The 12519-nt window shown below is 53.8% G+C and carries 8 protein-coding genes, 1 pseudogene and 1 other annotated feature; all 9 genes and pseudogenes read right to left on the bottom strand.

Annotated elements, in window-relative coordinates:
* Positions 1-4: 4 nt before the first annotated feature.
* A complete protein-coding gene (locus AC3WT9_RS21030) occupies positions 5-2641 on the bottom strand; it encodes a valine--tRNA ligase (RefSeq protein ID WP_341380413.1) in 2637 nt (878 codons plus the stop codon).
* A 173-nt stretch (positions 2642-2814) separates the two neighbouring features.
* Positions 2815-3099 (bottom strand) — a binding site (T-box leader).
* Between the two features lie 219 nt (positions 3100-3318).
* Entirely contained in the window at positions 3319-4737 is a 1419-nt protein-coding gene (locus AC3WT9_RS21025; protein WP_341379620.1) for a LysM peptidoglycan-binding domain-containing protein, read from the bottom strand.
* 138 nt (positions 4738-4875) lie between these two features.
* The gene (locus tag AC3WT9_RS21020) at positions 4876-6297 is read right to left on the bottom strand and encodes a glycosyltransferase family 4 protein (RefSeq protein ID WP_341095753.1); all 1422 of its coding nucleotides are present in this window, start codon (positions 6295-6297) and stop codon (positions 4876-4878) included.
* A 334-nt stretch (positions 6298-6631) separates the two neighbouring features.
* Positions 6632-7483 (bottom strand): KPN_02809 family neutral zinc metallopeptidase, encoded by an 852-nt coding sequence (ypfJ, locus tag AC3WT9_RS21015; RefSeq protein WP_341095755.1) that lies wholly within the window; start codon positions 7481-7483, stop codon positions 6632-6634.
* 163 nt (positions 7484-7646) lie between these two features.
* Positions 7647-8093, bottom strand: coding sequence for a hypothetical protein (locus AC3WT9_RS21010; protein ID WP_341379621.1), 447 nt, complete (start codon positions 8091-8093; stop codon positions 7647-7649).
* A gap of 558 nt (positions 8094-8651) precedes the next feature.
* Positions 8652-9524 carry an RluA family pseudouridine synthase gene (locus AC3WT9_RS21005; protein WP_341380414.1) on the bottom strand — a complete coding sequence of 291 codons (873 nt, stop codon included), beginning with the start codon at positions 9522-9524 and terminating at the stop codon, positions 8652-8654.
* Between the two features lie 71 nt (positions 9525-9595).
* On the bottom strand, positions 9596-10897 hold the full coding sequence (gene hemL, locus AC3WT9_RS21000) for a glutamate-1-semialdehyde 2,1-aminomutase (RefSeq protein WP_341095761.1): 1302 nt from the start codon (positions 10895-10897) through the stop codon (positions 9596-9598).
* Positions 10898-10929: 32 nt separating this feature from the next.
* Positions 10930-11928 carry a porphobilinogen synthase gene (hemB, locus tag AC3WT9_RS20995; RefSeq protein WP_341095763.1) on the bottom strand — a complete coding sequence of 333 codons (999 nt, stop codon included), beginning with the start codon at positions 11926-11928 and terminating at the stop codon, positions 10930-10932.
* A 103-nt stretch (positions 11929-12031) separates the two neighbouring features.
* Positions 12032-12519 (bottom strand): annotated as a pseudogene (locus tag AC3WT9_RS20990) (hypothetical protein); the annotation flags it as partial.

Raw genomic sequence — 12519 nt, 5'->3', positions numbered from 1 at the left:
TCCCTTATCCTCTCAGCTCTGCGATACGGGCGAGCACTTTCTCGCGTTTTGCGGAATAGTCCGCCTGCTTTGCACGTTCCTCTTCGATGACTTTTGCCGGCGCCTTGGCCACGAAGCCCTGATTGCCGAGCTTCTTCTCCACGCGCTCTACTTCGCTGTTCAGACTCTGAACTTCTTTTTCCAGACGGATAATTTCCTGCTCAATATCGATCAGCCCCGACAGCGGCAGAAGAAGCTCTGCGCCCGTAACTACTGCGGACATGACTTTATCCGGCGTCTGCGGATCAAGGCTTGCTTCGAACGAAGATGTGTTGCAGAAGCGTCCGATGTAATTGTCGTTGCGGGTAATGATGCTCAAGGTGTCTTCATTTCCGGCTTTGATGATCAGCTCAACCTTCTTGCTCATCGGCACATTCACCTCGGCGCGGATATTACGAACCGCACGAATGATATCCATCAGCAGGGTCATTTCTGCCACTGCCTGCGGATTCTCAAGCGCCTCATCATATTTAGGCCATTCCGCCAGGGTGATCGTTTCGCCTTCATGCGGCAGATGCTGCCAAATTTCTTCGGTAATGAACGGCATGAACGGGTGAATCAGGCGCAGCGTACGGTCCAGCACATAGGCCAGCACCGATTGCGTCTTCGCTTTGGCAGCAGCGTCAGCCCCATAAAGCGACAGCTTCGCGAACTCGATGTACCAGTCACACAGATCATCCCAAATGAAGTTATACAAGAGGCGGCCGGTCTCGCCGTACTCGTACGAGTCAATTAGACGCGTAATATCACGAGAAGTTTCGTTTAAGCGATGTAGAATCCAGCGGTCCGCCGTGCTAAGCTCACCTGTAATGTCAATATCTGCAAAGTTTACGCCTTCCAGATTCATCAATGCAAAGCGCGAGGCATTCCAGATCTTATTGGCAAAATTACGCGCCTGCTCTACCTTCTCCATACGGAAACGCAGATCCTGTCCGGCTGTGCTGCCTGTCGAAATCATATAACGCATAGCATCTGCACCATATTGCTCGATAACATCCAGCGGATCGATCCCGTTACCGAGCGATTTGGACATCTTGCGTCCTTCGGCATCCCGCACCAAGCCATGCATGAATACATCGGAGAACGGCTTCTTGCCGGTGAACTCCAGCGCGGAGAAGATCATGCGCGCTACCCAGAAGTAGATGATGTCATAGCCGGTAACCAGGACATTGTTCGGATAAAACCGCTGATAGTCGCTGCTGCTTTCATCCGGCCAGCCCAGTGTGGCGAACGGCCACAGATTGGAGCTGAACCACGTATCGAGAACGTCCTCATCCTGCTTCAGATCATCAAGTCCGCTGATTTCGCGGGCTTCCTCTTCCGTATACGCTACAAACACTTCACCTGTAGATTCAGAGTACCAGGCCGGGATGCGGTGTCCCCACCACAATTGGCGGGAAATACACCAGTCACGCACATTTTCGATCCAGTTCAAATATGTTTTCTCGAAACGGTCCGGCACGAAGTTAACGCCGTCACCATTCTTCTGTGCAGTGATGGCAGCTTCGGCCAGCGGCTGCATCTTCACGAACCACTGGGTGGACAGATAAGGCTCAACCACTGCGCCGGAACGCTCGCTGTGTCCTACCTGATGCAGATGGTCCTCAATCGAAATCAGAACGCCCTGCTCTTTGAGATCAGCAACAATCGCTTTGCGGCATTCGCTGCGGTCCAGTCCCTGATAAGGACCGGCCTCCTCGTTCATCATGCCGCCTTCATCCATCACATTGATCTGCGGAAGGTTATGGCGCAGGCCAACTTCAAAGTCATTAGGATCATGGGCCGGAGTGATCTTAACCGCGCCGCTGCCGAATTCTTTCTCTACGTAATCATCGGCGATAATCGGAATTTCCCGGCCGATGACCGGAAGGATCAACGTTTTGCCGATTAGATCCTGATAGCGTTCATCCTTCGGATGCACCGCTACCGCACTATCGCCCAACATCGTCTCCGGACGTGTCGTTGCTACGGTGATGAATCCGCTGCCGTCTTTAAGAGGGTAGCGCAGGTGGTACAGGTGACCGTTAACCTCTTTGTACTCAACTTCAATATCGGATAAAGCGGTACGGGCTGCCGGATCCCAGTTGATAATGCGCTTGCCGCGGTAGATCAGTCCTTTACGGTATAACTCCACAAATACCTGGCGTACACCGCTGGACATCCCTTTATCCAGAGTGAACCGCTCGCGCGAATAGTCGAGAGACAGGCCCATCTTGGCCCACTGCTCATGAATGGTCTTGGCATACTGGTCCTTCCACTCCCATACCTGCTCCAGGAATTTCTCGCGGCCCAGATCATGCCGGGAAAGGCCCTGCTGGCGCAGCTTCTGCTCCACCTTGGTCTGGGTAGCAATACCAGCATGGTCCGTTCCCGGGAGCCAAAGGGTATCGAAGCCCTGCATCCGCTTGGTACGGATCAGGATATCCTGCAGCGTGAAATCGAGCGCATGCCCGATGTGCAGCATCCCGGTTACATTCGGCGGTGGAATTACAATGCTGTAAGGCTCTGCTTCAGGCCGCATTCCAGCCTTGAAGAACTCCTTCTCCATCCAATAGGCATACCATTTCTGTTCAGCCGCCTTCGGATCATATGTAGTCGGCATATCGCTCTTTGCGCTATTGCCCTCAGCAGCATCCTGTGCCGGATCTTGCGGCTTCAGCAGCTCTGCCGCCGCTTTGTTGTGATCAGCCATTCTAAACCCTCCATTTAAGTAACATTGGTAGATGTATCTCTGAAGCTGGACCTCTGAAAAAAAATACAAAAAGGCCCTTCGTCTCAAAGGACGAAAGGCCATTCTTTCGCGGTACCACCTTTGTTTCGCGCCAATGAAAAATAAACCACCGTTCCGGTCCCATAGGTTCCGGAGACTTAGCGCGACACTCACGCAGATAACGGCTGCAACCGGCCACTTCCTAACCTATGCTTCATAAATCTGAAGACAAGCTCAGAGGGGCAACTCCGGGGCGACTTCGGTGGCTGCATCCTGCGGAAACTCACAGCAATTTATAGTTCCGCTCTCTGAAGGGCTGACCGCCTACTCTTCCCGTTCCCAGTCTTTATTAAGAATTTACTTAATCCAATAATACATTTAGTACTATTCCTAGTCAACCAGCATACACACAAACTGCGGGACTTATACCGCCCATTTCTAAAATTAGCCCCTTCTCCTGATTCGAACCCCTGATGTTCATCCTTAATCTCAGGTCAGAGGACAGAAATACAAAAAATCCCGATCTCATCCGATCGGGATTCTGACACCGATGCGCCTGCCGGCATCTCTTAAGGGATATACAAAACTTGGCCTTCCTCCACATTCTGACCGGAAAGACGGTTGTACATGACAAGTTCTCTTGCACTGAGCTGATATTTCTCTGCTATAGTATCGATTGTTTCTTCACGCTGGACAATGCAGAGGCGCACTTTACGGAACAGATCCTTGCCGTTCAAGCCACCGATAAAGCGGCTTTTCCATTCCCCGTCACGGCCGGAGTCCGGAACAGGCGCCGCCGCAGCTGTATCCTCGGCGATAAGCTCCTCCTGTTCCTTTCTGGAGCGGCTGGAGCTGAGCAGGGAAGAGAAGGTGAGATGCTCCTTCGCAGGAATATCTTCTTGTCTCTTGCTTCCCAGGGCAACCTTCAGATCCGGCTTCTCCTCCTGCGGAGGTGCTGCTTCCTTAGAGATCGCGCCTTCGCCCGCGTTCTCCTGATCAGCGTGAGATACGGAGCTATCCTGAGCAAAAAGTGCCGCATAGTCCCCATTTTCAGCAGAGAAATCCTCTTCTTCCTGATGGGACGCCTGCGCCTCCGCGGCTGTGTTCTCAGCGGCAGCATCCGAAATGTCCTTTGCGCTGCCTGAACTTTCGGTGCCTGATACTTTGGCAATGTCAGAACTGTTAAAGGGATTTGTATAGCCAGCCTGATTTCCAGCGGCCGGAACAGCCTGCTCCGCTCTCCCTTGCGCCCCGAAGAAGTGTCCCGAAACAGGTTCGTTGTTCGCGGTTCCGGCTGTTGATATCCCCTGCGGGCTATCAAAGCTGTGTGTCCGCACCTTCACTTCCTTGTCCTTCTGTTGGGCCGGTGGGGATGCAGCAGGCTGGTGGGTGAACACAGTGCCTTCCAAAAACAGCGGATTCACAGCAGCTTCAGGACCACTGTGGGCAAACTCATGCTCCTCAGCGAAATTCTCTGCGGTGCCTTCGCCATAAGTCCACACTGAGTTTTCATACAACGCATCGTTCTCATGCTCCTTGGCCTCTACCCTAACCCCCGTGGCCTGTTTTTCCTCGTCAGGTGAATAAGCTGCCGTGTACTCTTCCTGCTGCCAGGCGGGCTGCGTCTCCGATCCCCCGATTCCCCGCAGCGAGAGTACACCAGTTATATTGACCGTACGCATCGTAAGCAGGTCGATATCGAAATTCTCAATCTCCACCCCTATGTCTTCAAGTGAGCTGACCCGGGTCAGCGGTACTGTGATTTCAACAGGAATGGCATGCTCCAGACGTTCCGTCCGGTCGTTCTCACCCCGGTAGAGTCCGGTGAGCAGAAGCTGTCCGTACAGCTCGGCCCGGTCCTCCCGCTGAATCACCTGGATTTCCGGAATCAGCTCCACCTCTTCCAGTTCAGCGATTCCCGGAAGTTCTTCCGAAAGGTGGATGCGTTCATAAATATCAAACCGCAAACCGTGGGACTGGTCAAACACGGGAAATGTCCTCCTTCTTGGCATAATCTAACCCCGAGACAAGCCCAGAGCATAAGCCCAAAATGTTACTCCTCTCATGTATATGCTTCAATCAGAAAGGCATGACAACTTTGGACACTTCATCAGAGCGGCCGTCTCTTATTGCTTGTCAAAACCAAAAATACGGGCATCGGGAACGGAATAATCCAGCGGCAGCCTGCTCCGCAGAGCCGGTACCAGTGGATTGCCGGGGGTAACGCTGCCCAGCAAATCAGCCGGATGAAAAGCTCCCTGAACCGCTCCTGCTTCCTTTTCCACTGCCAGCATTTCGCCTCCGGTCCCCCCTCTACGCAAGGTTTGCTTTCCCACCGCTTTGCGGTACACCTTAAGCGTTCCTTCCGTCATGACATCCAGCGAGCGGCAGCGGACCGCCCATTTTCTCGCCTGGTTTCCTGTCCGCCCGCGCAGTTCATCATCACCTAGCAGCAGTAGCAGCAGCTCCGCCAGCCCCCCTGAATCTTCCGTAGGAAAGATCCAGCCTGTTTCCCCGTGCTTAACCATTTCCGGCATCCCCGTCGTCCCGGCCACAATCGGTGCAATACCGGCAAGCTGGGCTTCTGTGACCGAGTAGGGCTGCGTATCCTGCAGGCTGGGCTGCACATAGATATCGGCCTGCTGCAACGTGGACGGGATATTGTCTAAATTACCCACAAACACCAGATGTCCCTGAATCCCCAGCGCTGCCGCCTGTGATCTCAGCTCTTCCAGGAGACTACCGCTCCCGGCTAAGACGCAGACCCAGTCCTGACGGCTGCGATGCACCAGACCCAGTGCGCCGATCAGCACATGTACACCCTTGATGTACTCGAAACGGCCGGCATACATAATCACCTTATGTCCCCCGCCAACTTGTACCGGGGAAGGCAATGCAGCCTTGTCATTGTACTGCTCCAGGTTGATTCCGTAAGGCAGCGTATGAATCCGCTCCCGAGTGACGCCGAGCTCATTCACCAGTTGACCGATCCATTTCGAAGACACCAGGATCAGGTCAGCGGCATGTGCGCCAAGCTGCTCGATCCGGCGGAAATAGCTCCAAATCGGCCGGCTCTCGTACTCCTCCTTCGTAAGCTCCCGTTCAATCCCCTTATACTCGTAGTACGACTCCCGGGCCAATGCCCCGTGAACGCTGGCCACCAGCGGCACCCGCTTTTTCATCACCCGCCGCAGCGCGTAAGTGGAAATGGGATCCTGGGCGTGGATGAGATCATAGTCCTCCAGGCCGAGCACAGCCGCTCCTCCCTCAAACACATAACGGCCGATTTCAAAACTGAAAATGCCATGCTCCAGGTGCAGATGCGGAAACCGCAGAGGATCGAGATAAGGCAGCAGCGTGTTATAGTATGCATTTTTATCAAAATAGCTCTCCTGGTTCAGCAAATATAACGTATTGCTCTCTACATGGCTTCCCATCAGCGTAACAGAATGACCCTGCTCGCTCAGCTTGTCTGAGAGCTGTTTCATATACGTCCAGATTCCGCCCATATTGGTGAGTCCCCAGTAGGTGACCAGCAGTATTTTCATGAACCCCTCTCCCCGGCTTGTAGAATTCATTTCATGAGGAGCAGCCTGCTCCGCGTTAACAAAGTATTATATGACCGGCGCTGATTATAAGGCATGGGCAACAGTCTCTTTCTATGAAAAAAGTACCTGCCTGTTAATAGAAGTAGGTCTGCCGACCAGCTGCCGGAATCCAAAAAGTTTGGAAGGAAGCGGTTTTCGCCCAAAGAATAAAAGCCTGTAGACGAGGCCGTATCGGCTCTGTCTCCAGGCTTATTTATACTTGGCTTAGCTCGCTCCCGCATAGGGGGATGGGCGGTTCCCGGGTTAAGCGGCTGACACTTTGCCCTCTCACATTCTATAGCTGAGCAGCGTTAAAAGTATCTCCGCCTTCAATGGTACCGGAGTTAAAACCTTTGTAGAACCAGCGTTTCCGCTGCTCCGAAGACCCGTGGGTGAAGCTGTCCGGCACCGCATATCCTTGTGCCTGCTTCTGGATCGTGTCATCGCCGACCGCACTCGCCGCCGTCAGGGCCTCCTCCAGATCGCCTTCTTCCAGCAGGTTCATGCCCTGGGCGTGATTGGCCCAGACTCCGGCCAGATAATCGGCCTGCAGCTCGAACCGGACCTGATATTTATTGAATTCCTTCTCGCTCAGGCTCTGGCGAAGCGAATTCAGCTGCTTCGACGTGCCCAACAGGGTCTGTACATGATGGCCCACCTCGTGGGCAATGACATAAGCCATCGCGAAATCGCCCGGCGCCTGGAAGCGCTGCTGCAGCTCATCATAGAAGCTCAGATCAATATACAGCTTGGCGTCCCCGGGACAATAAAACGGCCCGACTGCCGAAGTGGCTGTTCCGCAGGCAGAATCCACACTGCCGCTGTACATTACCAGCGTCGGATCCTTATAGGTCATTCCCTGCTGCTTAAAAATCTCACCCCACACCTCCTCGGTGTCGGCAAGAACCACGGATACAAATTCGGAAAGCTCCTGCTCCTCAGCCGTCTGCTCATAAGGAGCTGAAGAATTGGTACCACTGGATGTCAGGTTCCCTAAGATATCCCCGGCATTGCCCCCGCTGAGCAGTGTTACAATCACGACAAGAATAATTCCGCCGATCCCGCCGCCGATGACCTTCCCGCCGCCCCCGCCTCTGCCTCTGCGGTCCTCCACATTCGAACTGCCTCTTCTTCCCTGCCATTTCATGGCTATGCCCCCAGTCGTAGGATCGTTAATGTGCCAAGCTGCATTTCGTAAGGGTATATATCTTATTAGTGTTATACCCAAAAACGGCAGATTGGCACTTCCACTTGCTGGGCAGGCAGGAAATGGGGGGACAAGAAAGTAGAAACACGGCGGCAACGCTAATTCAGCTGCAATTTTCTGCAACACTTACATCGTCATTTGTAATGATGACGTTGGAATGGCCGGATAAGCTTTCGGTATACGAACATATCCCGACCGTTTTCGGCGAGTCCTCATCTCTTGGATCGGTATACTTAAGATAAATTCCGCCTTCACCGAAAAGGCTTAGCTCAGGGCTGATTTTCACCTTTCTTCCACTGGGTATCCCTTGCTCGAAGCTTTCCTTGGAACTGCTCTCAACGACCTGTCCAGTAGAATCGCTGGTAAGGACCCCAGTTTCTACGGAAAACAGATCGTAATCGGATTGATTGTCTACAGTCACAGTAAAACTGCCAAATTGTTGAATCAGTTTCACAACATCCGAACCGACAGTAGCTGCAGTAATACTCCCGGCAATTATTAAAACCGCATCGAAGACGGCTATCGTTACAGAGATTCTGTTCCATTTCATCTGCTGTCCATCTCCTTTATTAGAAAGACGAACCGAGACGCAGAAATGTATCATTCGTTAAATAATTAGCACGGCTGGAGCTTGAAGGGGGCGACACTCAGCTTTCCGCTGATCGGAGGTATTTGTGCCTCTCATTTCGCGGATTCGCTCACCTTCCGCCTATTCGGAGGTATCTGTACCTCTCATTTCGCCAAATCGCTCACCTTCCGCCAATTCGGAGGTATCTTTACCTCTCATTCGCCAATTTGCTCAACTTCCGCCTATTCGGAGGTACTTGTACCTCTCATTTCGCCAAATCGCTTACTTTCCGCCTATTCGGAGGTACTTGTGCCTCTCATTCGCGGATTCGCATCATCAAGTTTGTGACTTATTCACATTTGTGATTGTGATTATTAATTTTCCAGCAACAAAAAAAAGACACCAAGGCAGGGGACGGGACTGCACCTCGTCTCACAAACAGGGTGTAGCCCCTTCAGCCTCGGGTCTCTTTATAGTTGCATTATAAAATTTGATTGTCTTTAGATCATTTAGTCGCTAGGAAGCTCCAACAGACTGATTTCAGCCTATTGTCCCGCCGCCCAGTTCCTCCCGCAGCCGCAGCATATCCTCCGGCCATGGATCGGCTATTTCCAGCCTTTCCTTGCTCCATGGATGGCTGAAAGCCAACACCTCACCGTGCAGAGCCTGACGGCTACTGCCTGTCAAACCCCAGCGCGGCCCGCCATACAGCTCATCCCCATACAGCGGATGACCCATATGGCTGAGGTGAACGCGGATCTGATGCGTGCGCCCGGTTTCAAGCTGCACCTTAAGCGAAGTGCCGCCTTGCAGCACCTCGCGTCCAAGGATTAACGTTACCGCGGATTGTCCGCCGGGTGAAACACGTCTGCGCGCCGCATGATGGCGGTCGCGGCCAATCGGGGCGTCGATCACCTTGAGCGCAGGCGGGACGACGCCCTCCACAATCGCAGCGTACCGCCGCGATATCACCTTCTCGCGCATGTCTTCATCGAGTACAAGCTGCGCATATTCGTTCTTCGCATAGAGCACAGGACCCGTGGTATCCTTGTCCAACCGGTGTATATGCCGCACAGCGACGCCTCCGCCGGAAGCGGCATAATGCGCTGCAACAACATGATCCAGCGTTGTATCTGACCCGCTGCCGTCCGGGTGAACCGCCATACCCGCAGGCTTATGGACAACAAGGCAAAAGTCGTCCTCATACAGCACTTCAAGCTCCTGCCACACCGGCTCAATGCCCGCTTCCCGGTAAGGAAAAAGCGCCAGCCGCAGCCGGTCGCCCTTCCACTGGATGCCGCCTTCGCGGCGCAGCCGGGCATGGAGTTTCACCGGCATCCCGGCCGTCTCCAGCAGCCAGCGGTCTACCGCAGCCTGCGGATCGGCTGCTCCGGTAACGACCCGGCCGGGCATGGCTTCCAGCCATTCGCCGCGCCGGGTCCAGGCGCCGCCGCCCTGGACCGATACATTATCTGCTCCGGACGTCACAGTGACTTCAGGGCGTTCAAGTGAGCTTCGATAGTATCATCGATATCCTGCTCGCTGTGTACGGCGGATACGAACATTCCTTCGAACTGCGATGGCGGAACACTGATGCCCTGATCGAGCATCTTGGCGAAGTAGCTGCGGAACATATCCAGGTTACTGGCTTTGGCCGTTTCGAAGTTGATTACCGGCCCTTCGGTAAAGAACGGGCAAACCATGGAGCCCACACGGTTAATCGTCAGAGGAATACCGGTCTCGGCGCTATTCCGCTTAAGACCTGCCTCCAGACGTGCGCCGAGTATCTCCAGGCGGTCGTACACCTCTGGCGTCAGCAGCTTGAGCGTGCTGAGACCGGAAGCCATCGCCAGCGGATTGCCGCTGAGCGTACCCGCTTGGTAGATCGGGCCGGATGGAGCGATCTGTTCCATAATCTCTCTTTTGCCGCCATAAGCGCCTACGGGGAGACCGCCGCCGATTACTTTGCCGAAGCAGGTCAGATCCGGTTCAATGCCGAATAGTCCCTGAGCGCAGCTGCGGTTTACGCGGAAGCCTGTCATGACCTCATCAAAAATCAGCAGTGCTCCGTAACCCGTCGTCACCTTGCGCAAGCCTTCAAGGAAGCCCGGAAGCGGCGGCACAACGCCCATATTCCCGGCAATCGGTTCTACAATAATCGCAGCAATCTCACTGCCATAGCGTTCAAAAGCGATTTTGACCCCTTCCAGGTCATTGTACGGCACAGTGATCGTGTTGACTGCTACGCCTTCAGGCACGCCAGGGCTATCCGGCAAACCAAGCGTGGCTACGCCGGAGCCGGCCTTGATCAGCAGGCTATCCGCATGGCCATGGTACGAGCCCTCAAACTTGAGGATTTTGCTGCGTCCGGTAGTTCCGCGGGCCAACCGGATCGCACTCATAGTAGCTTCCGTACCGGAGTTGACCATCCGCACAATATCCACTGAAGGGACACGTTCCACCACTGTTTTGGCCATTTCCGTCTCCAGCAGCGTAGGCGCGCCAAAGCTTGTCCCTTTTACGGCCGTCTCCTGCAATGCCTTTACGACCTCTGGGTGAGCATGCCCCATAATGAGCGGTCCCCACGAGCAGACGTAGTCGATAAAGCTGTTGCCGTCAATATCGTAAATGCGCGAACCCGCGCCATGATCCACATAAACCGGTGTCAATCCTACGGATTTGAACGCCCGCACCGGGCTGTTCACCCCGCCGGGAATATACTGCTTCGCTTCTTCAAAAGCTGCACGGGAAGCTTCTTCCCGGCGCGCCAATGGTACATTACCCATGGTTTCTCACTCCTGTTCGATTCTTGATTAGCTTAGCCCTTCAGCCAGCGTGCCGCATCCTTGGCAAAATAGGTAATGATAATATCCGCTCCTGCACGCTTCATGCCGGTCAGCATTTCCAGTACTACCGCCTGCTCGTCGATCCAGCCCTGCAGCGCCGCCGCTTTGACCATGGAGTATTCTCCGCTCACATTGTAGGCAACCAGCGGCAGATCAAACTGGTCGCGGATGGTCCGGATGACATCCAGATAAGCCAGCGCAGGTTTCACCATCAGCATATCTGCACCTTCCAGCACATCCGAATCCGCTTCGCGGATCGCCTCCCGCAGATTGGCCGGGTCCATCTGGTAGGTTTTGCGGTTGCCGAACTGCGGAGCAGAGTCAGCGGCTTCACGGAACGGGCCGTAGAAGGCCGAAGCATATTTTACCGAATAGGACATAATCGGCACATGCTCGAAGCCATTCTCATCCAGTCCGGTGCGGATCGCCTGCACGAAACCATCCATCATGTTGGAAGGTGCGATAATGTCCGCCCCGGCCTTGGCCTGCGACACCGCTGTTCGGGTCAGCAGCTCAAGCGAAGCATCGTTGATGACATCGCCGTGCACGACACCGTCTACTGTGTGGGTATGAACCATCCCGCAGTGGCCGTGATCGGTGAATTCACACAAGCAGGTATCGGCAACGACCAGCAGCTCAGGGTACCACTGCTTGATCAGCCGCGTAGCTTCCTGCACGATGCCGTCATCGGCAAAACCAGAAGAACCGATCGCGTCCTTGGTCTCAGGAATGCCAAACAGCAGCACAGCAGGAATGCCCAGTGCAGCAATTTCATCCACTTCGGCCTTCAGCATGTCGAGCGAAAAATGATACACACCCGGCATGGAGCCGATCTCATTCTTCACACCTGTTCCATAGGTTACAAAAATCGGCTGGATGAAATCCAGCGTATTTAATATTGTCTCACGCACCATTCCGCGAATTCCGGCTGTTCCTCGCAGACGGCGGTGCCGTGTAATTGGAAAACTCATTGGACATCCTCCTGTATAATAGATATATAAACACATACGGTAAGTGATCTATTGAACAATAGCCCAGCTGTGAATCAGACCCGAAGAGGGGCATCCCATATAGTCACAGACGAACTCGGTCGGACTGAGGTGAACTCAGAGTAACACAGAAAAATACAGGCAAACAAAGGGCAAACCAAGCTAACCCAGCAAAACCAGCTAACCCAGTAAACCCAGCTAACCCAGCTAACCTAGCTAACCCAGCTAACCCTGCAAAACCAACAAAACCAGCTAACCCAGTAAACCCAGCTAACCCTGCAAACCAAGAAAACCCCGCTAACCAAGCAAAACCAGCTAACCCAGTAAACCCAGTAAACCCAGCTAACCCAGCTAACCCAGCTAACCCTGCAAAACCAGCAAAACCAGCAAAACCAGCAAAACCAGCAAAACCAGCAAAACCAGCAAAACCAGCAAAACCAGCTAACCCAGCTAACCCTGCAAACCCTGCAAACCCTGCAAACCAAGAAAACCCCGTTAACCAAGCTAACCAAGCTAACCAAGCTAACCAAGCTAACCAAGCTAACCAAGCTAACCAAGCTAACCAAGCTAACC

The sequence above is a fragment of the Paenibacillus sp. EB106-06-01-XG199 genome (assembly GCF_058791575.1).
Note: the sequence above shows the minus strand (reverse complement) of the source record. Positions and strands in the feature narration are given on the sequence as shown.

Bases quoted from the DNA above. Each gene is read 5' to 3' on its own strand.
- AC3WT9_RS21030 (WP_341380413.1), bottom strand. From the start codon at position 2,641: ATGCCGACTACATATGATCCGAAGGCGGCTGAACAGAAATGGTATGCC.
- AC3WT9_RS21020 (WP_341095753.1), bottom strand. From the start codon at position 6,297: ATGAAAATACTGCTGGTCACCTACTGGGGACTCACCAATATGGGCGGA.
- ypfJ (WP_341095755.1), bottom strand. From the start codon at position 7,483: ATGAAATGGCAGGGAAGAAGAGGCAGTTCGAATGTGGAGGACCGCAGA.
- AC3WT9_RS21010 (WP_341379621.1), bottom strand. From the start codon at position 8,093: ATGAAATGGAACAGAATCTCTGTAACGATAGCCGTCTTCGATGCGGTT.
- AC3WT9_RS21005 (WP_341380414.1), bottom strand. From the start codon at position 9,524: ATGCCCGGCCGGGTCGTTACCGGAGCAGCCGATCCGCAGGCTGCGGTA.
- hemL (WP_341095761.1), bottom strand. From the start codon at position 10,897: ATGGGTAATGTACCATTGGCGCGCCGGGAAGAAGCTTCCCGTGCAGCT.
- hemB (WP_341095763.1), bottom strand. From the start codon at position 11,928: ATGAGTTTTCCAATTACACGGCACCGCCGTCTGCGAGGAACAGCCGGA.